This window comes from Pseudomonas sp. 25 R 14 (assembly GCF_900004755.1).
GTDB lineage: Bacteria > Pseudomonadota > Gammaproteobacteria > Pseudomonadales > Pseudomonadaceae > Aquipseudomonas > Aquipseudomonas brenneri.
Window position 1 is genome coordinate 78,195 of the sequence record NZ_CVTS01000051.1, and the last position, 23,347, is coordinate 101,541.

A 23,347-nucleotide genomic window follows, 5' to 3' on the forward strand; every position below is an offset into this window, starting at 1 on the left:
GCTTGACGTAAACGTCAAGCAAATCACCGCCTACGGGTTATCCAACTTCTTCTCGCGCGCCGTGACCTGCTGGCACAACTCGATCATCTGCTCACGCATCCAGCGGTTGGCCGGGTCCTGGTCGGTGCTTTCATGCCAGTACAAGTGGGTTTCCACCGGCGGCACATCATTGACCGGCAGGTTGAACGAGTGCAGGTCGTTACGCCTTGCAAAGCGCTCGGGTACGGTCATCACCATATCGGTCTGCTGCAATACCTGGGAAGCCATCAGGTAATGCTGCGAACGCAGGGCGATCTTGCGCTGGATGCCCATCTTGCCCAGTGCCAGGTCGACGTGGCCCAAGCCATTGCGGCGGCTGGAAATATGAATATGGGTCAGTCCCAGGTAGTCATCCAGGCTGAATTTTTCCTTGCCCGCCAGCGGATGCCCCTTGCGCATGGCGCACACGTAGCGGTCTTCCATCAGCTTGACGTGACGCACTTGCGGGTCGGTGTTCAGGGGCGCGTCCACCGCAAAATCCAGGCGCCCGGCGGCCAGTTCCTTGGTGGTTTCCCGGCGCTTGGACAAAAAGCTTTCGATGATCACCGTGGGCGCCAGGCGGCGCAGGCGCTGGAACAGCGGCGGCAGGATCACGGCCTCCGTGAGGTCGGTCATGCTGATGCGGTAGGTCTTGGCCGCTTGCAACGGGTTGAAGATCCGGCTTTCCTGCACCGATACCCGCAACAGCGACAAGGCGTTGCGCACCGGGCCAATGATGTTCTGGGCCATGGGCGTCGGCACCATGCCTTGGGCGGTGCGCACGAACAGCGGGTCGTTGAAGGTCTCGCGCAGGCGTGCCAGGGCGTTGGATACGGCCGGCTGGGTAATGCCGACGATCTGCCCGGCGCGGGTCAGGTTGGCTTCGGTGTAGATCGCGTCAAAGACGATGAAAAGATTGAGGTCGACCTTGCTCAGATTCATTTCGCTGCGCTCTTCTTGTTAGGTTTTCATGCGCCGATCATATATCGGTGATGAATGTTAATACACGCCGAGAATAGGCTAGGTAAATTATCAACGCTGTTCTAGCATCGATTGCATGACCTAAACAACCTCTCAAAGAAGGGAGCTGCTCATGGATTTTGCCTATTCGCCCAAGGTTCAGGAACTGCGTGAACGCGTCACCGCGTTTATGGATGCTTACGTTTACCCCGCCGAGCCGGTGTTTGAACGCCAGGTCAGCGAAGGTGACCGTTGGCAGCCCACCGCGATCATGGAAGAGCTCAAGGCCCGCGCCAAGGCTGAAGGCCTGTGGAACCTGTTCCTGCCGGAGTCCGAGCTGGGCGCTGGTCTGACTAACCTGGAATACGCGCCGCTCGCAGAAATCATGGGCCGTTCCTTGCTCGGGCCGGAGCCCTTCAACTGCTCGGCGCCCGACACCGGCAATATGGAAGTGCTGGTGCGCTACGCCAACGAAGAGCAGAAACAGCGCTGGCTGGAGCCGCTGCTGCGCGGGGAGATCCGCTCGGCGTTCGCCATGACCGAACCGGACGTGGCTTCTTCCGACGCCACCAACATGGCCGCCCGCGCTGAACGCCAGGGTGACGAATGGGTGATCAACGGTAAAAAGTGGTGGACCTCCGGCGCCTGTGACCCGCGCTGCAAGATCCTGATCTTCATGGGGTTGAGCAACCCGGATGCGCCGCGCCACCAGCAGCACTCGATGATTCTGGTACCGGTGGATGCGCCCGGTGTGAAAATCGTCCGCCCGCTGCCGGTGTTCGGCTACGACGACGCACCCCATGGGCATGCCGAGGTACTGTTCGACAACGTGCGGGTGCCGTACGAAAACGTCTTGCTGGGTGAAGGCCGAGGCTTTGAAATTGCCCAGGGTCGCCTTGGCCCCGGGCGTATCCATCACTGCATGCGCTCCATCGGCATGGCCGAGCGCGCCCTGGAATTGATGTGCAAACGCTCGATCAGTCGCACTGCCTTTGGCAAGCCGCTGGCGCGCCTGGGTGGCAACATCGACAAGATTGCCGACTCGCGGATGGAAATCGACATGGCACGCCTGCTGACCTTGAAGGCCGCTTATATGATGGACACGGTCGGCAACAAGGTGGCGAAAAGTGAAATCGCCCAGATCAAGGTCGTGGCACCGAACGTGGCCTTGAAGGTGATTGACCGGGCGATCCAGATCCACGGCGGTGCCGGGGTCTCCAATGACTTCCCGCTGGCCTATATGTATGCCATGCAGCGCACCCTGCGCCTGGCCGACGGCCCGGATGAAGTGCACCGGGCGGCGATTGGCAAGTTTGAAATTGGCAAATATGTGCCTAAAGAGCTGATGCGCAGCGGCCAGTAAGGCCGCGTCGCCTGTATCGCGAGCAAGCCCGCTTCCACACTGTGGGAACGGGCTTGTCCGCGATAGCGGGGGGCAATCAACCCCCGTCTTCAGGCTTCAATAAACCCAGACCTCCACCCGACGATTCTTGATCCGCCCCTCATCCACGCTATTGGTCGCCACCGGCATCTCGGCGCCAAAGCCGCGAATATCGCGCAACACCACACCACTCTTGAGCAGTTCCCGGCGTACCGCCATCGCGCGCAATTTCGAGAGCAATGCCGCGCGCTGCGGATCACTTTTGGCATCGCCAAACCCCACCAGCGTCACCCGTTTGTCGAGCTTGTCGTGGCTGCTGAGATAAGCCACCACCCGCGCCAGGTCCTGGCGTGCCTTGTTGTCCAGGCTGGCACTGCCTTCTTCGAAGCGGAAGTTCACAGTCAGGCGCTGCGCCTCGCGGGCGATGGCCTGATAGGTCGCGGGCATCGGCGCCCGTGGCTGCACGGTGATGGCCTGGACCTGTTGGGCAATAAACCCATTGGCGGCAACGATGGCCTGGCCTTGGGCGCCTTGGGCAAAGTCCACCAGCGCTGCGGCCCAGGGGTTCGTATTATTGGGTGGCAGGTAGAAGAACAAGCGGCGCGACAGTGGGTAATCCTCGGTGGCGATCAGGCTGTTCTGCGGCAACATGGCCTGGGAGTCGCCGTCACTGATGGCCGCCGCCTTGGCCTGGCGTACGTAGGGCAGGCCAATAAAACCAATGCCTTGTGGGTCGCGACTGACCGCGTCGGACAATTGCTCGCTCGATTCGAAGCGCTTTGCCGTGCTGTCGAGGGTTTTGCCGTGACGGTTGAGCACCAGTTCCTTGAAGGTGTCGTAGGTGCCGGATTGATCATCGCGGGCGTATAGCTGGATCTTGCCACCGCTGCCGCCCAAGGCTTCCCAGGTACTGATTTCACCGCTGAAAACCTGCGCCAGTTGCCCGCTGCTCAAGGTGTGCAGTGGGTTGCGTGGATGCAGGATGATTGCCAGGCCATCAATGGCGATCACCTGTTCGGCGCCGGGGCTTTTCAGGTCGCCCAGGGGTTCGAGCTCGACCAGTTCACGGTCCTTGATCGGGCGCGAAGCGGCGGCCAGGTCCGCCTCGGCATTTTTCAGCGCGACAAAGCCGGTGCTGGAACCATGGGCGGCGATTTCCACTGACACACGCTGGCCTTGGGCCGTACTGCCGACGATGCGTTGCTCATTGGGGCGGGGCGCCGGCTCGCGGTGTATGGCCTTGAGCCCCTGTTGTTCCATCAAGCCTTTGACCAGTGCCGGCCCCAGCGCCGCGCCAATGGTGTTGGAGCCCTGGATGCGCAGGGCCGGACCGTGTTCGGGAAAGTGAAGAGGGGTTGCAAGGACCACAAGAGGAAAAGTGCTGCAGAGTGCCAGCAGGTACAGAGCGCGCAGCATCATGCCGCCACCTTCTCAAGCCATAGGAAGTGCGGGCAGATTAAGTCAGTAAGGTTTCCATAATATGACTGGCGCCCAACAGAGCCAAATGTATTCACAGATCTAAATGTGGGAGCGGGCAAGCCCGCTCCCATATTTTTGACTGCGTTGTCGCAAGAATCAGCTCAGTTCAAGCCAGATCGGCGCGTGATCCGAGGGCTTTTCCAGGCCGCGCAGTTCATAGTCCACGCCGGCATCCTTGATTCGTGGCAACAGGCCATTGGAGGCCATGATCAGGTCGATGCGCAGGCCGCGCTTGGGTTCGTCTTCAAACCCACGGCTGCGGTAATCGAACCAACTGAAGCGATCTGCCACGTCCGGGTTCAAGTGCCGGAAGCTGTCGGTCAGGCCCCAGTTCTTCAGGCGGGCCATCCACTCGCGCTCTTCCGGCAAGAAGCTGCATTTGCCGGTCTTGAGCCAGCGCTTGGCGTTGTCGGCACCGATACCGATGTCGCAATCCTCGGGGGAAATGTTGACGTCGCCCATCACTACCAAGGCCTGGTCATTGCTGAACTGGCTTTCTAGCAACTGTTGCAGGTCTTCGTAGAAGCGCTGCTTGGCCGGGAACTTGGTCGGGTGATCGCGGCTTTCGCCCTGTGGGAAATAGCCGTTCATGATGGTGATCGGGTTGCCATGCTCATCGGCAAAGGTGCCCCAGATAAACCGGCGCTGGGCATCCTCTTCGTCGCTGGCAAAACCCTTGTGCAAGGCCAGCGGTTCCTGGCGCGAAAGCAGGGCGACACCGTAGTGGCCTTTCTGCCCGTGGTAGTACACGTGATAGCCCAGGGCCTGGACTTCGGCCAGCGGGAATTGGTCGTCGTGGACCTTGGTTTCCTGCAGGCCGATCACGTCCGGTTGATGTTTCTCGATCAGGGCCGCCAGCTGATGAGGCCGGGCGCGCAGCCCGTTGATGTTGAAGGAGACGATTTTCATGGTCGGCAGTCCAGTCTGGCAAAAGGGCGATGCTAGCCGACAAGTCGGACGGGGGCCAGCGTGGCGATAGGACAGATGCACTGCTAATGTCTCTCAGGGAGCCAATGGCAGGGAACGACTCAGTTGCCCCGGGCTCGTAACAATAAGAGCGCGACCTGTTGAGTTGCGTCCAGGGGAGAGACGACTGATGCCCGACACCTCGACCGCTATTGCCCAGGTCCACCTGCTCGACAGCGGCTATTCGCGCGAAGCGCGTTCGCTGCTGTATCACGCCTATCGCCATGAGCCGACCTTTGCCTACCTGTTCGAAGCCGAGCGTTCCGGCTACGAGCAGCGGGTACGCGCCACCGTGCGCGAGTTGGTCAAGCAGCACTTTCTCCAGGAATTACCGGCCATTGGCCTGCTGGTCAATGACCGCCTGATCGGCATTGCCCTGATTGCACCGCCGCAGCGGCGCCTGGGCATCACTGAAAGCTGGGCCTGGCAATTGCGCATGTGGCTGGGCACCGGTTTCAGATGCACCCGGCGCTACCTCGACTACCATCAGGCGGTGTTGGCCTGCCTGCCGTCCGCGTCAGTGCATGTCTTGCCGTTGCTGGGGATTCACCCGCAATTTCAGGGCAAACATTACGGTGAGCAACTGCTTGAGGCCGTGCATAACTGGTGTGCCGAAGACCCGCACTCCCAGGGCGTGGTGCTGGACACCGGCAACCCGCTGTACCTGGAATTCTACAAGCGACAGGGTTATGAAGAAGTGGGCGAGGTGGCCGTAGGACCGATCCTGGAGCATGTGTTTTTTCACCCGAATCCACAGGTGTTACAACCTGCAACGCCTTAACACAGAATTATTCAGATGATTCCCGGTTCTAAGGTGCTCCCTTGCTCGTGTAGCATCCGCGCCTATGAAGTTTCCCAATAGAGTTACCAGCGGCTTGATTCTGCTGTTCACAAGCTGCGGCGCATTGGCGCAAAGCGAGTTGGACGTGCGCATCAAACCTTCAAACGACGCGCTGAAAGCCAATATCGAAGGCTATATCGGCGGGGTTGGCGAGCGTGACGAGGAAGCCTTGCAGCGCTTCAGTCGTGGTGCCGAGGAGCAGGCCCGCAAGGCCGCCCAGGCACTGGGCTTTTACCAGCCGCAGATTGCCAGTGAGGTAAAGGGCGGCAAGAACCCGCGCCTGATCCTCAGCATCGACCCCGGCGAGCCCGTGCATCTGCGTAATGTCACGATTCGGGTCGACGGCCCGGCGGCCGAGCTCAAGTCCTTTCGTGTCCCCGACAGTAAAGACCTCAAGTCCGGCGCCGTTCTCAACCATGGCCATTACGAAGATGCCAAGCGCCTGATTCAGAATCAGGCCTCGCGGTTCGGTTTTTTCAGTGGTCGTTTCAGCAGCCAGAAGCTATCCGTCGATCCCCAGGCCGGTGTGGCCGATATCGAGTTGGTCTACGACAGCGGCCCGCGCTACACCCTTGGCAAGGTCAGTTTTGCCGGTGATACACCCTTTGACGAAGAACTGCTGCAACGCATGGTGCCGTTCAAAAGTGGCACGCCTTACGACTCCGAATTGATTGCCGAACTGAACCAGGCGCTGCAATCGAGCGGCTTTTTCGAGAGCTTGCGGGTGGATGCCGCCCCGGCTGCGGCAGCCAATGATGTGATCCCGGTGGCCGTCCAACTGCAAACCCGCAAACCACGGACCATGGGCCTCGGCCTGGGGTACTCGACCGACGTCGGCCCGCGCGGCAAGGCCAACTGGACCCGTCACTGGGTCAACCCCCAAGGCCACAGCTATGGCTGGGAGGCCGAGTTGTCGGCGCCGCGGCAGAACGTCGGCCTGTGGTATGACATCCCCCTCGATCCGCCGCTGACCGACAAGCTGCGCTTCGCCGGTGGTTACCAGAACGAAGAAATGGCCAATACCGACACCGTGAGCAAGCTGCTCACCCTCGGCCCGGAATGGCACAGCAAGTTGCCCAGCGGCTGGACACGGGTGATCTCGCTGAAATGGCAGCGCGAAGAATACCGCCTGGGCGATGACTCCGGCCTGAGCAATTTGCTGATGCCGGGCCTGAGCTATTCCTACCTGCGCAGTGATAACCGCATCGACCCGCATAACGGCTACCGCCTGCAATTCGACACCAAGGTGGCCAAGGAGGGGGTGGGCTCGGACACCAACCTGCTTTATGGCACCGCCATGATCAAGGGCTTGACCACCGTGTGGGACAAGCACCGTTTCCTCGGCCGTGCGCAGTTTGGCGGCAGTGCCACCAATGGCTACAAGTCCGTGCCGCCATCCCTGCGCTTTTTTGCCGGTGGCGACCAGAGCGTGCGCGGCTACGAGTACCAGACCCTGTCCCCGGAAAACAACAAGGGCGACCGCATCGGTGGCCGCTACATGGTGGCCTTGAGCGCCGAATATCAGTATTCCATCGCCGAAAAGTGGCGGATCGCGACGTTTGTCGACCAGGGCAACTCCTTTAACAACCTGGATTTGCCGAGCCTGAAAACCGGTGTCGGTGTGGGGGTGCGCTGGGTTTCGCCGGTCGGCCCGATTCGTCTCGACCTGGCCCATGCCCTGGAAGATCCGGGCGGTATTCGTTTGCACTTTTCCATGGGGCCTGAGTTGTGATGCGTGCTTTGAAAATAACGGGCTTGAGCGTGGTGGCGCTGATCGCCCTGGTGTTGCTGGCCGTGTGGACCGTATTGGGCACACAAGTCGGCAGCCGCTGGACCCTGGGCCAGGTGCCGGGGTTGGCCGTGGACAATTTCCAGGGCCGCCTCGGCGGGCAATGGAGCGCCGACCGCCTGCTGTGGCAACAAGACAGCAGCCGCGTGGAACTCAATGCGCCGAAGTTCGACTGGTCGCCGGCGTGCCTGCTGCGCATGACCTTGTGTATCCAGCAACTGGACGTCGAGCAGATCAGCCTGCAATTCCCGCCCAGCACCGAAGAAAGCAGTGGCCCGATTACCCTGCCGGACTTGAACCTGCCCGTAGCCATCGAGCTGGGCGACGTGCGCGTCGGTAGTCTGCTGTTCAATGGCAGCGAAGAGCTCAAAGGCCTGCAACTGGCGGCACACTGGACCGCCGAAGGGATAAAGATCGACACGGTACACCTGCAGCGCGACGGCCTGGTGTTGGACCTCAGTGGCTTGCTTAATCCAAGTGGCGATTGGCCGTTGACGGCGACCGGCAACTTGAGCCTGCCCTACGCCCCTGGCGGTGCGCCGTGGACGGTGGCACTGAACGTCGAGGGCAACTTGCTCAAGACCCTCAAGCTCGACGCCGACAGCAGCGGCTACCTGCCGGCCAAGCTCAGCGGCGAGCTGCAACCCCTGGTCGAGAACCTGCCGGCGCAGGTGCGCATTACCGCCGATGGTTTCAAGGCCAGCGCCGACCTGCCGGATACCTTGCAGCTCAATCAGCTGGACCTCACCGCCAAGGGCGACCTGGGCAAAGGCTATCAACTGCTGGGCAAAGCCGTGCTGCCCGCCGAGAAAGGCCCGGTCGACCTGCTGCTGCAAGGCCGGGTCGATGCCAAGGGCGCGCAGATCGCCGGCCTGGACCTGACGGCCGGTGACAAGCAAAGCCTCAAGCTCAGTGCTCAGTTGGATTGGCAGCAGGGTTTCAGTGCTGACGCAAAAATCGACTGGCTGGACTTTCCCTGGCATCGCCTCTACCCAGTGATTGATGAGCCGCAAGTAGCGCTGCGTACCTTCAATGGAGAAGTCTCTTATAAAGACGGCAACTACCTGGGCAATCTCAAGGCCGACCTCGATGGCCCGGCCGGCAAGTTCAGCCTGGTCACGCCCTTCAGTGGCGACCTGACCCAAGTGTTCCTGCCGGAGCTGAAGCTGGTTGCCGGCCAGGGCAAGGCCGAAGGCCACCTGAACCTGAAATTTGCCGATGGCATCGCCTGGGATACCGCGCTGGACCTGTCGGCGATCAACCCGGCGTACTGGGTCGCGGAACTGCCGGGCACGCTCGCCGGGCCGCTGCGCAGCCAGGGCGAAATGAAAAACGAGCAACTCAAGCTCAATGCCGACCTCGACCTCAAGGGCCGTCTGCGCGGCCAAACCGCCGTGCTGGCCGCCAAGGCCGAAGGTGCGGGTGAGCAGTGGACCCTGGCCAACCTGGATATCCGCCTGGGCGACAACCGTATCAACGGCAGTGGCAGCCTGCAACAACGCCTGGCTGGGCAGATTGATATCAAGCTCGCGCGCCTGGCCCAGTTGTGGCCGCAGTTGCGTGGGCAGGTCAATGGCCGGCTCGATGTGGCCGGTACCTTGAAGGCGCCGCAAGGCAAGCTCGACCTCAAGGGCCAGCAACTGGCATTTGAAGATAATCGCCTGCAAGCCCTCAGCCTGGACGCCACCCTGGATAATGCCCAGCGCGCGAAGATCGACCTCAAGGGCAGCGGCATCCAGGCCGGTGACACCCAGCTCGGCACCCTGACCGCCAGCGCCCAGGGCGATATCAAGAGCCAGAAAGTCCAACTGGACCTGATGGGGCCGCTGGTCAAGCTGGCCCTGGCCCTGGACGGCAACCTCGACCAAGGCAACTGGCGCGGGCGCCTGGCCAGCGGCGATGTACAAGCCGGCGGCCAGGACTGGAAGCTGCAAGCCCCGGCGAAAATCGAGCGCATGGCCGACGGCAAGCTGACCTTCGCCGCCCATTGCTGGGTCTCCGGGCCCGCCAGCCTGTGTGGTGAAGACCAGCGTCTGATGCCCGATCCCAAGCTGCGCTACCACCTCAAGCAATTCCCCATCGACAGCCTGGCGCAATGGCTGCCCAAGGATTTTGCCTGGCAGGGCAAGCTCAACGCCGATATCCAGCTCGACCTGCCGGCCAGCGGCCCCAAAGGTCTGGTCTCGGTGGATGCCAGCGGCGGTACCTTGCGTGTCAAGGACAAGGACCAGTGGCTGGATTTCCCCTACGACACCCTCAAGCTGGAAACCACGCTCAATCCCACGCGCATTGATACCCAGCTGAATTTCCGCGGCGGCAAGCTCGGTGAGTTGCTGTTGCAGGCGCAGATCAACCCACTGGCGAAGAACAAGCCGATCTCCGGCAATTTCAGCCTTACCGGCCTCGATCTTGCGGTAGCACGGCCGTTCGTGCCGATGGTGGAAACCCTCAACGGCAAGCTCAACGGCAGCGGGCGGATTTCCGGCGGGCTGCTGGCGCCGCAGGTCAACGGCAACGTCAACCTGATCGCCGGTGAGATTTCCGGACCTGAACTGCCCATCAGCCTCGAAGGCCTGAACCTGCAGGCGCTGATTGCCGGTGAAAGCGTGCAACTCAACGGCGGCTGGCGCAGTGGCAAGGCCGGGCAGGGCAGCCTCAAGGGCCAGATCGACTGGGGCCGCGCCCTGGCGGTCGATCTCAGCCTGCAAGGCTCGCAACTGCCGGTCACGGTCGAACCCTACGCGGAACTTGAAGTGGCGCCGGACCTGAAAATCACCCTCAAGGACGACAAGTTGGCGATTGCCGGCAAGGTCCACATCCCGCGCGGTGATATCACCGTGCGCGAACTGCCGCCGTCGACCGTCAAGGTCTCGGACGACACGGTGATCGTCGGCAGCCAGACCGAAGAGGGCAAGCCGCCGATGGCGATGGCCATGGATATCAACGTGGTGGTGGGCGAGGACCAGCTCAACTTTGCCGGCTTCGGCCTGACCGCCAAGGTTCAGGGCCAGGTGCATATCGGCGACAACATGGACACCCGTGGCGAGCTCTGGCTCAACGATGGTCGCTATCGTGCCTACGGCCAGAAACTCGATGTACGCCGTGCGCGCCTGATGTTTGCCGGGCCCCTCGACCAGCCGTATCTGGACATCGAAGCCATCCGCAAGACCGACGACGTGATCGCCGGGATCCGCCTGAGCGGTAGCGCCGAACAGCCCACCACACAGATCTTCTCGGAGCCGGCGATGAGCCAGGAGCAGGCGCTGTCGTACCTGGTGCTGGGGCGTCCGTTGAGCACTACGGGTGAAGACAACAACATGCTGGCGCAGGCAGCGCTGGGCCTGGGCTTGATGGGCAGTGCCGGGGTGACTTCGGACATCGCCAAGAACCTGGGGATCCAGGACTTCGAACTCGATACCCAGGGCAGTGGCAACAACACGGCAGTGGTGGCCAGCGGCAAGATCACCGAGAAACTCAGCCTGCGTTACGGGGTTGGGGTGTTTGAGCCGGCCAGCACCATTGCCTTGCGCTATCTGTTGAGCAAGAGGGTGTATCTGGAAGTGGCCAGCGGCGTGGCCAGCTCATTGGATATCTTCTACAAACGGGATTTCTGACGTGACGTGGTCAAAAAGTGTAGGAGCGAGCTTGCTCGCGAAAAACGTCAACGATAACGCGTGCTTACTGAATGAATGCGGCGCCTGTAAGTTTTTCGCGAGCAAGCTCGCTCCTACAAAAAAGCCTTAACTGACTGGCATTAGAGCAAGCTCCCACATGTTTTGCGTGATCCTCGGGCCTAGGGCTGGCACACCAGCGACACCCGCTCAAAGTTCAGCGCCTTGTCACGTTCTGCCAGCGCATAGGGCGCCTGGCATTGTTGCTCGCCCCACTTGATGACCAAGGTGCCTGAGTCCTGCTCCATCAGCGCCAGTGCCTTGCCGCTAGGGTCGGCAATCGCGATCTGTTTGCCTGCCATGTCCTCGATGGCCGCGCCAAATGGAATCGGCTGGCGCTGGGCATCAAACAACGCGAACTGCACGCGGCGCCCGGTCTTGCTGATGTACCGCGCCAACACGATTGCACCACGGCGTGGTACCACCTGTTGGGTGGCGTTATCGATCTCGATGTCTGCCCCCAGGTCGCGGGTGTCCAGGCTGATCCAGTTCACCCGATAGGGTTGGGCGTTGGACACCACGGCAAAGCCGTTGCGACCTGTCTCGGCGCCGCTGTAGCTGCCAATTTTCACCCCGGCCACGTCCGGCACTTCGGCCAGGGCAAAGGTCTCGCCCACGGTCTGCCCCAGGTTGATACCGCCTGCGTGGCCCACGATCGAGCCGGACAGGTTGAGGTTTTGCGAGTTGTAGCCGCTGCCCTGGCCATACCCTGCGCTGATATCCATGACAGAGGTGCGGGTGCTGAGGTTGGCCGAACCGGTACTGCCGCCGTTGCTGCTATTGCCGCCTTGCACCGAATAGTAGGTGTCGCTGTTTTCCGAGAGGTAACCGTTGATGCCCACTTGGGTGCTGTCGCTGTTCTTTTGCGTACTGGCAGAGACAAATGCCCGTGGCGCGCGAGGTGCCGAACCCAAGGGGAACGACAGCGACAGGTTGACCAGGGTGTCATTGTTCGCCGGCCCGTAATTGCCAACATCCTTGGAATAGGTGGCTGACAGGTTGTAGCTCATTTCGCCCCAGTAGTTGCTGTAGCCCGCCGACACGCTCTGGGAGCCGCCGCGTCCCCAATAACGCTGGTCGCTGGCGTTCATATAGACGTTGCCGTACTGCTGGTTGCGGCCCAGGCTCTGGTTGACGGTCAGGTCGGTACGGGTTTTCGAGTTGCCCGTGCGCTTGAGGCCATCGGCGCTCAGTTCCTCGACGTGGTCGGTCAGGGTCCGATAGCCTTCAGTGGAGTAGCGATAGGCGGCCAGGGTAAAACTGGTATCGGTGCCGGTGAACGTCTTGGCATACAACGCCCGCAGGCTATTACCCTGGACTTTCTGGCCTTCGGTGCGGCTGGAGGAGTGCGTCACGTCCACCGAAACCGCACCAATCGGCGTATTGCGACCGGCGCCCAGGGACAGGGCCTGGAAGTTCTCCGTTGCCTGTACCCCGACAATGCCCGACAGGTTGCTGCTGATGCCATAGGCCAGGGTGCTGCTGACAAACTGTGGCGTCGCTTGGTCGTCGTTATTGCTGTTGTACTTACCGGCCGAGACGCTGTATTTCACCTGGCCCTGGCGAACCATGATCGGCAGGCTGGAAAACGCTTGCATGGTGACCCGGCGCCGACCATCGGCTTCGATGACGGTCACTTCCAGGTCGCCGTTGGAACCGCTGGGGTAGATATCGCTGATTTCGAACGGGCCCGGCGGCACGTTGGCGGTGTACAGGATGTAGTTGTTCTGGCGGATCTCCACGGTCGCGCTGGTCTGCGCCACGCCACGGATGATCGGCGCATAGCCGCGCTCACTGTCGGCGCGCATGCCCTCGTCGGACGCCAGTTTCAGCCCGCGATAGCGCACGCTGTCGAACAGGTCGGCATCGGAGAAGATATCGCCGGCGCTGAATTGGCCCTTCAAGGCGGTCACGTCATGTTGCAGGTAACTGCGGTTGCTCTTGAAGGTGCTGGGTCGGCCGGTGCTGCTGTTGAAGTTCGACTCGTTGCGCAGCCGCCACGCGCCCAGGTTGATGCCGTTGCGCAGGCCCAGGTTATTGGACAGCGTGGTGTTGTAGTCGGTGTGGTTACGGTTGCTGCTCAACTGATAGTTGATAAACGCCGCCGACACGCCGTCGTCCCACAAGGCCGGGTCCACGTAGCCACGGCGGCCGCGCTCCATGGCCTGTTGCGGCACGCTGACCAGCAGGCGCAGGCGGGGGACGTCGTAGCGCACGCTGGCGTGCTCAATCAGGGCGGGCAGGTCATAACAGGCTTGTGGGTCATCGAGGGTGAGTTTTTCACTGGCTTGCAGTTTGGCGATGTCGATGCCCAGTTGTTGCAGCATTTCCAGGGTCAGGCAAGGATCAACCTTGCCGTTGGCGGGGTTGCGGCGAAAGTCGATATCGCGACGGCCCACCAGGGTGTCGTTGCTGTAGAGGTCAACCCGGTAGTTGCCAGGCAACACACTGTTGGCTGCCAGCAGCAGTTGCAGGTCGACGGAGGACGGTGCGCCTTGCAGAAACGTGGTGTTGAACTGTTCAGTGGAGTCCTGCTCGCTGCCTTCGGCCAGGCACGTGGTGCTGGAGGTGATGACAATAAGCAGTGGCGCCCACTGAGTCAGCCGCCCACAGCGGTTCCCGCCAAGATTTAATCTGCTGCGCATAAATAAAAACATGTAGGAAACCTATATCACCTCCGATACGAACTAACGGAGCGAAGAGAAATACGGTAGAAGTACGTGTGCCAACCAGGCAGGTACGTTAAGGCGACTCTTTGTCTGGTGTGGCCTGGGAGTCGGCAGTGTTGGACAGTTTCGCGGTATATCGATCTTGTGCGCCGTAATCGTTGATGCTGCTAAATAGCAATGTGGCTGTGTGGGTGCGATCTAGCTGTTTCAGTGCAAACTCTTTTTGTTCGCCGGGTGCAATCATCGTTGAATCAAAAGGCTTATCTTTTAGTTGCCCTGACTCAAGTGTTATATCCGCGATTGAAACGTGATAAAGCCCCGGATTATTGACACGCAGGACGGTTTTGCCAGCACGCTCTTCCAGGCGCCATAACAACGCTACTGGGGCCTGATAGGCGTTGGATTCCAGCCCGGCAGGGCGGAAGAACACCTTGATGCGCTGGCGCACTGCAAGCTGCAAGGTGTTTTGTGTTTTCGAGGCCTGGGGGATTTCCTGGACGTTGAGCCAGACCACCGACTCTTTGTCGGTTGGCATGCCTTTGCCTTCGTAGATCACCCGCAGTAACTGCTGCTCCTGGCCACTGACCCGGGCCAACGGCGGGGTGACTGCAAAAGGCACTGAGTTTGCATCAGCGCTGTCGGTATCGATCCAGGACTGGATCAGCACGGCGTCACCGCTGTTGCGCACGGTAATGCCGGCTTCCTTGTGCTGGCCGTCGAACACCAGGCGGGTGGCGCTCAGGGAAATGCTGGCATGGGCCTGGCTGATGGCGAACAGGCCAAGCAGGCCCAGGCACAATGACCGAGAGGAATGAGAAAACATGATGAGTACCGCTGGTTTGGAAGAAAGGGCGGGGCTGTAAAGCCCCGCACCAGGGTTCAGGCGTGTTGCAGGTTTATTCGTATTGCAGGGTGAACGGCAGGGTAGCGTCAGCACGACCGGCAACCACGGTGTCCAGTGCAGCAGTGGTGACGTAGGCTGCGGAGAACTTCAGCGTTGCGTTGCTATCTTGCAGATTGCTCTCGATCTTGGCCGCGGCTGGCGAGCTCAGGTCGATGATCGCGCCATTGGCGTCGAGCAGGGCAATACCGACGTTCTTGGCAGCGCCCAGACCACCAATCACGTTCAAGACCTTGGTGCCGGCCACGATGCCCGTGCCTGCGCCTCGGGTGGGTTCAAAGAGCATCGCCACTTTGGTACCCGCGTTGCAGTTGATCTTCATGTCGAAGTTTTCAGCGCTCAGTTTGCCGCTGCCAATCGGTGCAGCAGCAGTGCCCATGTCCTTGATGGACACTTCACCCATTTCCACGGAAATGTTTTTGTTGAGGCCAGCGCCTTCAACGGAACATGCGTCGTTGTTGATCACGCCGGTGAAGTTGATGGTGCCGCTGCCAGCCTTGACAGGAGCTACCGGATCACCTCCAGCTGCATAAGCGGCGCCAGTGGCGGCGAACATCGAAAGGGTCAGAAGTGCGAGGGAAAGCTTTTTCATGCTCAATTCCATTGTTTGGGTTAAGAGGTTCTATGAAGTGCCAGAACACGATATAGAACCCCCCCAAAGGGAGGAATCAGACGATCCTTAGAAGCGCGGATTTGAGCGCTGCCGCAGGGTTTTTTAGTTGTTATTGTTAGTTGAAAAGTTTGCGCTCGATACAGTAAGCAAGTAACGCCTGGTCGCTGGTAACTTCCAGTTTGCGCATGGCCGATACTTTTTGCGTACTGATGGTCTTGGCGCTTCTATTCAACCCCCGTGCAATCTCATTGACACTTTGCCCGCTGATGAACAGGCGCAATATTTCGTGTTCCTTGGGCGATAACAGGGTGAAGCGTTCGTCCAGGTCGACGGATTCAATGACCGAAGTCGATTGTGGCCCGGCACTGTGGAAAGGCGTGCCATTGGCGATGGACTTGAGCGCTACCTGGATTTCGTCGTGCAGTTGGTTCTTCTGGATCACCCCGACCACCCCGAGCTCCTGCAAGCGGGTCAGGATCAGCGGGTTGGAGATCATCGTCAGCACCAGGATATGCACCGCAGGAAAGTGCCGCGTCAGGTACTCCACCAGCTTGAGGCCGTCGCCGTAGGGGGAGTCGGCCGGCATATTGAAGTCGGTGATCACCACGTCGACCGACTGTTGCTCAAGCAGGTTGACCAGTTCGGTGGAGTCCAGGGCTTCGCCCACCACGTTGAAGCGCTTATCGCGCTCTACCAACTCGCGAACGCCCACCAGTACGATCGGATGATCGTCGGCAATGACTACGTTTAACTTTTCCATGACGCAATATCCATAAGGGCGAAAAGACGGTGAAGTTACCCAAGCGTATTGATTAAAGCCTCCAGGCGTTCGAGCTGCCCCCGAACCTCCTGTGCCAGGGCGGGGGTGACGCTCAAGCCCATCAACCGGCACTCAAGGTCAACAAAGGCCGTGGCCAGGTTTTCTGCCCGCACCGCGCCCAGGGCGCCGGCCATGCTGTGCAGTTGCTGGGCAACGGCATTGGCATCGGCACGCTCCAGTGCTGCGCGCACACCCTGTATATCGACCTGTAGGGTGCTGGCAAACAGCTCACGCATTTTCGGCGATAACTGCACCTGGTCCATCACGACGATGCCAGGCTCTGCCACGTTTGCCTTGCAATGCAGCAACAGTTGCTTGCGCAAGGTAGACAAGCTCAGTGGCTTGACCATCCAGGCGTTCATGCCGACCGCCGCGCAGTGCTCGCCTTCCTCGCGCAAGGCGTTGGCCGTGACGCCGATGATGGGTATATCGGCATCTTGTTGGCGCAGGGCCTGGGCCAGTTCATAGCCATTCATCAGCGGCATATTGACGTCGGTCAGCACCAGGTCGAACTGCCCAGGCCGCCACTGCACCAGAGCCTGCTCGCCGTTGACGGCGGTCACCACCGAGCAGCCGAGGGCTTCGAGTTGTTCCTTGATGATCGCCGAGTTGATCGGGTTGTCTTCGGCCACCAGGACCTTCAGGTTCAGGCGTTGCGTGTGTTCGGGCTGCGCTGGCCGGCTCGGTCCTGTGCTGCCAGCCTGCGCCAGGCACACGGCCCAGGCAATCGCGCGTACATCATAGGCATCGACCTGCCAGGCGCCGCCCGCGTAGGCCGGCGGGTTTGGCCCGTCGGCGCTGGCGATCACACGTGATCCAGGCCAGGGCGCATCTTTGGCGCTCGGCAATACATCCACCCACACGGCTGACGACAGGGCTGGTGGCAACTGAGGGCTGGCTTCCACGCCCAGGCGATTGAGCCAGGCGCACAGGTGCTGCGCCAACTCCGGCACTGGTGCGCGCACATAAATCGCAGGCGCCTGCGGCGCGAACTCGGGGCAGTCGGCCAGTGTGCCGGCTACCGGTTCAAGGTCCAGTTGCAGGGTAAAGCTGCTGCCCAGGCCAGGCTCGCTGACGACGGTCAGCGAGCCTGCCATCAACTCGCACAACCATTTGCAGATCGCCAGGCCCAGCCCCGCACCGGTTTGATGGCCGGTGCCGTGGACCTGATAGAACGGGTCGAACAACTGCACCTGCTGGGCCTGTGAAATGCCCACGCCCGAGTCGCTGACCTGCCATTGCAGGCGCGCCCGGTTGGCATCCAGTGAGCGTAGCCGCAGCACCACTCGCCCGTGGTCAGTGAACTTGATGGCATTGCTCAGCAGGTTGTTGAGAATCTGCCGGATCCGCAACGGATCGCCCCGCACCCGGTCCGGCACCGTCGCGTCGATGCAGGCATAGAGTTGCAAGCCTTTGGCCCGGGCAAAGGCGCTGTAGGTGCGCACGGTGTCCTCGGTCAATTCCAGGGGGCAGAAGTCCTGGGCTTCCAGGGTCATTTGCCCGGACTCGATCTTCGACACATCCAGCACATCGCTGATCAGTTGGAACAGTGTGGCGGAGGAGCGCTGGATGGTGTGCAGGTAATCCTGCTGGCGCGGTTGCAGCGGCGTTAGTCCGAGTAATTCCAGGGTGCCGAGTACGCCGTACAAAGGCGTGCGGATTTCATGGCTCATGGTCGCCAGGAAGCGGGTCTTGGCTTCATTGGCCGAGTCGGCGGCGAGGCGGGCGTCTTCCAGGGCAATCGCATCTTCGATATGCCGCGTCACATCATGGAAGGCACACAGCCAGGCGTCCTGGCCTTGATAGCGGGTATTGATGAAGGCCACTTGCAGATGGCGCCCGTCGATCTCCAGGTCGGCCTGGCCGGACTCGCTGAGGTTGCAGTGCTGGCACAGGGCATTGATCAGCTTTGGCGTGCCTTGCCACTGCCGCGCGCGCTGGTTTTCCAGCAGCACGTGATGGTCGCTGCGGCGTATCACGCACAGGCCGGCCGGTGCGGTATCGATCACGGCACGGCTGAAGGCTTCGCTTTCGGCAATGCTGGCGTGGGCCTGGTGGGCGGGCAGGATTACATGGTTTTTGTACCAGCGATTGAAGGCTCGGCCGCCGCCCAGGCCTGCCAGTATCAGCACGGCCAGGCACAGCAGCGGCCACAAGGCATAGCTCAAGAAACTCTTGAAACCGATGACATAGATCGCCGTCCAGGGTTGTGCATCGGGGCTGGTCAGCTTGAACACCAGCCCATCACGGGTGAAGTTCACCCCGTTTTCCAGGACTTTTCCTGCGTTCTGGGCCCCGGCCAGCACTTCGCCGGACGGTGCGATCAGGGTGAAGTGGTCGTAGATCGACCACTGCATGAGGCGCTCGATGTTATTGACCTGGGACGGTGCCAGCAGCGAGGCGACCAGTACATGGCTGCTGGCGCCCTGGATATGCAGGCTTGTCGGGGCCAGGTCAATGTGGATATAGGCGAGCAAGGTGGGGGTCACCGCGCTGCTGGAGGCGTCACCGAAGGCTTTCCAGTGGACTTGGTTGTCCGGCGGTTGGCGAGGGTTTTCGTGCAGGCTGGTTTCTACCCGGTGCACCACATTGGCAAAGGCCCCGCCCTGGATCTGCCCTGCATCACGCAGGGCACCGGCTGAAGGTACCGAAATATCAAAGTTGTCCGGCCCGTTGAACAGCAGAACCTGGGGTGACTGATAGTGCGAAGCCGACCAGAAGGCGCTGTAGAAAGCCGTCAGGTGGGCGGCCAGGTCAAACACCTTGGTGCGTTGGCTGGGGGCAATACGTGCCGGGTTGAGCTTCACGCTGTAAGGCAGGGAATAGCTGAACTCCCGGCCTTCATAAATATTCGGCCCCTGCTCGGGCAACGCCCTGGGTGTGGGCTGCGCAGAGGTCAACGGTGGCAACAGGTCGCCCTGGGCACTTTGCTGGGAAACCGTGGCAAGAAAGGCCTGTTGTTCCGCGATGTTTTCCATCAACCGGGCAAAGTGAAAACGCGTGGTGTCGCTCTGTTCGCCGATCATGCGTTGCACGCCCACGTAGCTGATCCCCGCCAGCACCAGCACCAGGGCGCCGAGCACCATCAAGCCTTTGTTCAGGCGCAGTGAACTGCTGGCCAGTTTCTCCAGGAAGGCATTGGGCTGATTCATTACGCGACCCGGCAGGCGGGAAGGGGAAAACGGTCGGACACAATGGCCTCTGAAATAAAGTCTCAATAGGTGCTTGCCGGACCATCCTGGTTCAGCAACTGCTGGAACTGGTCTGAAGAGACCGCGTGGGAAATCAGGAAGCCCTGGACCTGAGTGCAGTCGATCTTACGCAACAGCGCAAGTTCTTGCGCGGTTTCCACGCCTTCGGCCACTACGGTCAGGCCCAATTGTCGGCCGAGGGCGACAATGCTGGTCAGTGCCTGTGCCAGTTCTTCGTTGTCGTTGCAGCCCTGGACCAGTGCGCGGTCGATCTTCAGTTCGGTAAACGGCGTCGACACCAGGTTCATGTACGAACTGTAGCCCTTGCCGAAGTCATCCTGGGACAGGCCAAAACCCTTGATCCGCAAACGGCAGGCGCCGGCGTAGAAATTACTGATGTCCTGGGGCACCGAGCACTCCATCAACTCGAAACAAATGCGCCCGGGAATGCCCTGGTGTTCCAGGACGAAGGCGAGGATGCGGTCGGCCAGGTCATAGCTGTTGAGCAGGTGCGTGGGCAAGTTGATCGACACCGGGATGTCATAGCCCTGTACCCGCCAGCGGGCCTGGGCGGCGATGGCCTGTTCCAGTACCCGCCACAGCAGGCGCTCCTCCAGGCTGTAGGCCTTGAGTGCGGGCAGGAATGCACCGGGCAGTAACACGCCGTACTCGGGGTGGATCCAGCGCACCAGGGCTTCGGCGGCGACAATGCGCGCGTTGGCCAGGGCTTTCTTGGGTTGGAACCAGGCTTGCAACTCGCCGTTGTCCAGGGCTTCAAGAATGGCCTGGCGCTCGATGCCCGGCGCCGTTTCGGGCAGTACCACCTGGCGCAGGCCCAGCAATTGCTCGGTGAGGTTGCGCAAGGCTGCGATGTTCACCGGCTTGGATATCAGCCCGATCACATTCACTTGCAGGTTACTCGCCACCAGGCTTGCGCTCATCAGCATGCGTCGGGAGGCGGCGCTCATGATCGCCAGTGCCGGCTTGGCGCGCAGAGTGGCCAGGCCCTGGATAAATTGCACACCGTCCATGCCGGGCATCAGCAGGTCGGTCAGCACCAGGTCGAAAGTGCGCCGGCGCAGACAGGTCAATGCCTCTTCGCCATCGCGCGCCGATTCCACATGGAAATCCCCCAGCTCACTGAACAGATGCTGCAGGTACTGATGCTGGAAGGGGTGGTCTTCGACGATCAAAATGCTACAGCGATTCATGGAGGGCTCGTTCATAGGGAGCCAGTTCATTGAACAGGGCTCGCAGGGTGAAGGGTTTGACCAGGCAGTGATTCATCCCGGCCGCCAGGCATAAGGCTGCTTCGCCACGCATGGCGTTGGCGGTGGCGCCGATGATTGGCACGTTGCAGCCCAGGCGTCGTAGTTCCTGGGCCAGTGCGTAGCCGTTGAGCTTGGGCATGTTGACGTCGCTCAGCACGATGTCGAACGTTCCGGCGCGCCAGCGTGACAGGGCTTCTTCGCCGTCCGAGGTGAGTTCCACGGTGCAGCCCAGCTCTTCTAATTGATCGCGCAGGATCAGTTGATTGATGACGTTGTCCTCGGCCACCAGGATATGCAGGTGCAACTTGCGCAGATGGCGCTGCTCATGGCTCGCCTGGGGTGTCGCCACCGGTATGCCCTGGGCCTGGCTCACCGCGTGGTGAATGGCGTGCAGGTCATTGAGGTTGACTTTGCAGCCGCCCAGCATGATCTGCGGCACTGTGCAGCCGTCGCTGCTGGCCAGCACCAGTGGCCCGTTCCACTGCGGTGCCAGGCGTAGCTCGGCCTGGCCGGGGTGCAGCTCGATCAACAGGCCCGCGCCGGCCGGGTCCATGGCCGATGGCAAGCCGATCTGCGGGCGGGCGCCCCAGCGGCGCAACCAGCCGCTGACGGCCTCGGCCAGTTCGCGGACCGGCGACACCACGTAAATGACGTCTGGCAACAAGGCCGTCATGCTGGTGGGCAACACGTCTTTGGCGCACTCCACCAGCGGCAGGGTCAGGGAAAAACTGCTGCCCAGCCCGGTCTCGCTGACCATGCGCAGGCTGCCATTCATCAAGTGTGTGAGGCGCAGGCAGATCGGCAGGCCCAGGCCGGTTCCGGCCACTACATTGGTGTTGCCGGCGGTCTGGTAGAACGGGTCGAAAATAAACGGTTGATCGTCACCGGCGATGCCTTTGCCGGTGTCCGAGACCTGCCATTGCACGCTGGCGCGTTCGCCATCGCGGCTCAACAACGTGGCCCGCAAGACGATGCGCCCGGAGTCGGTGAACTTCACTGCATTGCTCAACAGATTGTTGAGGATCTGGCGGATCCGGCTGATGTCGCCGATGACCCGGTCCGGCATCTGTGGGTCGATGCAGGCATACAGGTGCAAGCCCTTGCTCTGGGCCGCCGCGGCATAGCCGTGGACCACTTCCTGGACCAGGGCCAGGGTGGAAAACTCGCTCAGTTCCAGGGCCAGTTGCCCGGCCTCGATCTTGGACACGTCGAGCACGTCACAGATCAATTGCAACAAGGTAGCGGAGGAGCCTTCTATGGCTTGCAGGTAGCTTTTCTGTTGCGGGTCCAGATGGGTGCGGGCCAGCAGTTCCAGGGTGCCCAATACGCCATACAGCGGGGTGCGGATTTCATGGCTCATGGTCGCCAGGAACAGGGTCTTGGCCTCATTGGCGGCGTCGGCCAGTTGCCGCGCCTGCTCCAGCGCCGCTTCGATCTCGGTGCGCGTACTGATGTCGCTGAAGGTGCACAGCAACACGTCCTCACCTTTGTAGCGGGTGGGCGCACAGCTAAGGTACAGGTGGCGGCCGTCGGCGGTTTCAAAGTAATCGGAAAGCGTCGGCGCCTGGGTATCGAAGGCTTGGCGGATCCAGCCAGGGCTCAGCTGTTCGCGTTCACCGCTCTGGCCCAGCCATTGCTGGCACAGGGTGTTTTCCAGCACCACTTGGCCGTCGGTGCGGCGCAATACACACAGGGCCACAGGGGCGGTCTGGATCACGTCACGGCTGAACAGCTCGCTTTCCACCAGGGCCTGGATACGGTGGATCGCGGGCGCAATGAAGCGGTGTTCAATGCGGCGGGTCAGCAGCCACACCAGGCTGATACCAAACACACAGAACGCCAGGGCGCCGAGCAGTTGTGGCCACAACGATAACAGCACCGCACGCAGGTCGATGGAGTAGGTCAGTTGCCAGTCCGAGGACTTCAGCTGTTTGCGCAGCACCAGTTGCTCGGGCAGCCATCCATTGCCGACAAAACCAAAGAAATCATGTTGCAGCAGGCGCGGCAAGGCCTGGCTGGCCTGGGGCCGGGCGCTGTTGCTGAACAACGGCAACCCTTGGGAGTTGAACATGGTGAACTCCCCGGCGCTGTGATCGCTCAGGGTGTTGGAGACTTCGCGGTCATCCATTTCCAGGCCCAGCCAGCCGGAGTCCGCATCGCGCTCGTCCAGGCGAATGAAAATGTACAACTGGGAGTGGCCTTGGGTGCTTTGGGTCAGCCACAGTTCTTGCAGGGCGGGAGGGTTTACCTGTTTCAGGTGGTCCAATTGCTTGAGCAGGTCCTTTGGCAAATCACTCGCTGGCGGGGTGGCGTTGTACAGGCGCAGCACCTTGGCCTCGGCGCCACTGGTGACGTAGATCAGGTTGAGTTGCTTGTCCTTGAGGTAATCGCGCATGCGCTGGGTCAGCCAGATACTCCATTGCTTGGCGGGGCGGGTGCCCAGCAGCAGGTGGATTTCTTCGGCGGACACGGCGCTGTCGGCATTTTTAACGCGCCGGGTGGCCGACAGGCTGAGGCTTTCGAGCAGGGATTCTCGGGTGGTGAAAAACGTATGAGCTTCGGCAATGGCGCTGCTCATATAGCTGCGCCGCTGGGAAATTTCATTGTTGAACGTGAACAGCAGGAAGCTGTACACCCCACCCAGGATGCCCACCAGCACCACCAACGCAAAAATGCGCAACAGGCGGCGGGCGGCGTCGGGGGTAGACAGAATCGGGCTGATCTGGTGCAGGTAGGTCTTCAATCGCATGCCGGCACTTTAGGTGTCGCCGGGTGTA

The 23,347-nt window shown here is 61.0% G+C and carries 14 protein-coding genes; 4 read left to right on the forward strand and 10 right to left on the reverse strand.

The window, feature by feature from the left end; genetic code table 11:
* Window positions 1–30: 30 nt before the first annotated feature.
* The gene (locus tag BFQ03_RS17840; protein ID WP_032860249.1) at window positions 31–960 is read right to left on the reverse strand and encodes a LysR family transcriptional regulator; all 930 of its coding nucleotides are present in this window, start codon (window positions 958–960) and stop codon (window positions 31–33) included.
* A gap of 151 nt (window positions 961–1,111) precedes the next feature.
* Here BFQ03_RS17840 and BFQ03_RS17845 point away from each other — a divergent pair, with 151 nt between their 5' ends.
* A complete protein-coding gene (locus BFQ03_RS17845) occupies window positions 1,112–2,341 on the forward strand; it encodes an acyl-CoA dehydrogenase (RefSeq protein WP_065943669.1) in 1,230 nt (409 codons plus the stop codon).
* A gap of 96 nt (window positions 2,342–2,437) precedes the next feature.
* Here the strand turns inward: BFQ03_RS17845 and BFQ03_RS17850 are convergent, their stop codons facing one another.
* Together BFQ03_RS17850 and xthA are read right to left on the reverse strand one after the other, a co-directional pair.
* The gene (locus BFQ03_RS17850) at window positions 2,438–3,778 is read right to left on the reverse strand and encodes a substrate-binding domain-containing protein (RefSeq protein WP_065943670.1); all 1,341 of its coding nucleotides are present in this window, start codon (window positions 3,776–3,778) and stop codon (window positions 2,438–2,440) included.
* Window positions 3,779–3,934: 156 nt separating this feature from the next.
* Complete coding sequence (gene xthA, locus BFQ03_RS17855; RefSeq protein ID WP_032860246.1) at window positions 3,935–4,747, reverse strand: exodeoxyribonuclease III; 813 nt, start codon at window positions 4,745–4,747, stop codon at window positions 3,935–3,937.
* A 187-nt stretch (window positions 4,748–4,934) separates the two neighbouring features.
* On the opposite strand from xthA, the gene BFQ03_RS17860 reads away from it, so the two are divergent.
* From BFQ03_RS17860 to BFQ03_RS17870, 3 genes are all read left to right on the forward strand, one after another.
* A complete protein-coding gene (locus BFQ03_RS17860; RefSeq protein WP_032860245.1) occupies window positions 4,935–5,585 on the forward strand; it encodes a GNAT family N-acetyltransferase in 651 nt (216 codons plus the stop codon).
* A 64-nt stretch (window positions 5,586–5,649) separates the two neighbouring features.
* A complete protein-coding gene (locus tag BFQ03_RS17865; protein WP_032860244.1) occupies window positions 5,650–7,377 on the forward strand; it encodes an autotransporter assembly complex protein TamA in 1,728 nt (575 codons plus the stop codon).
* The gene (locus BFQ03_RS17870) at window positions 7,377–11,048 is read left to right on the forward strand and encodes a translocation/assembly module TamB domain-containing protein (protein ID WP_083204867.1); all 3,672 of its coding nucleotides are present in this window, start codon (window positions 7,377–7,379) and stop codon (window positions 11,046–11,048) included. The genes BFQ03_RS17865 and BFQ03_RS17870 overlap by 1 nt, the downstream gene beginning before the upstream one ends.
* Window positions 11,049–11,227: 179 nt before the next feature.
* Here the strand turns inward: BFQ03_RS17870 and BFQ03_RS17875 are convergent, their stop codons facing one another.
* The 7 genes from BFQ03_RS17875 to BFQ03_RS17905 form a co-directional block, all read right to left on the reverse strand.
* The gene (locus BFQ03_RS17875; protein WP_065943728.1) at window positions 11,228–13,750 is read right to left on the reverse strand and encodes a fimbria/pilus outer membrane usher protein; all 2,523 of its coding nucleotides are present in this window, start codon (window positions 13,748–13,750) and stop codon (window positions 11,228–11,230) included.
* A gap of 97 nt (window positions 13,751–13,847) precedes the next feature.
* On the reverse strand, window positions 13,848–14,597 hold the full coding sequence (locus BFQ03_RS17880; RefSeq protein ID WP_032860242.1) for a fimbrial biogenesis chaperone: 750 nt from the start codon (window positions 14,595–14,597) through the stop codon (window positions 13,848–13,850).
* Between the two features lie 73 nt (window positions 14,598–14,670).
* Window positions 14,671–15,267: a fimbrial protein gene (locus tag BFQ03_RS17885; protein ID WP_065943672.1), complete on the reverse strand. Its 597-nt coding sequence runs from the start codon at window positions 15,265–15,267 to the stop codon at window positions 14,671–14,673.
* 136 nt (window positions 15,268–15,403) lie between these two features.
* Window positions 15,404–16,048 (reverse strand): response regulator, encoded by a 645-nt coding sequence (locus tag BFQ03_RS17890; protein ID WP_032860240.1) that lies wholly within the window; start codon window positions 16,046–16,048, stop codon window positions 15,404–15,406.
* Between the two features lie 35 nt (window positions 16,049–16,083).
* Window positions 16,084–19,260: a hybrid sensor histidine kinase/response regulator gene (locus BFQ03_RS17895; RefSeq protein ID WP_065943673.1), complete on the reverse strand. Its 3,177-nt coding sequence runs from the start codon at window positions 19,258–19,260 to the stop codon at window positions 16,084–16,086.
* A 62-nt stretch (window positions 19,261–19,322) separates the two neighbouring features.
* A complete protein-coding gene (locus BFQ03_RS17900; RefSeq protein WP_032860238.1) occupies window positions 19,323–20,510 on the reverse strand; it encodes a response regulator cyclic di-GMP phosphodiesterase PvrR in 1,188 nt (395 codons plus the stop codon).
* The gene (locus BFQ03_RS17905; protein ID WP_065943674.1) at window positions 20,497–23,319 is read right to left on the reverse strand and encodes a response regulator; all 2,823 of its coding nucleotides are present in this window, start codon (window positions 23,317–23,319) and stop codon (window positions 20,497–20,499) included. The genes BFQ03_RS17900 and BFQ03_RS17905 overlap by 14 nt, the downstream gene beginning before the upstream one ends.
* Window positions 23,320–23,347: the final 28 nt, after the last annotated feature.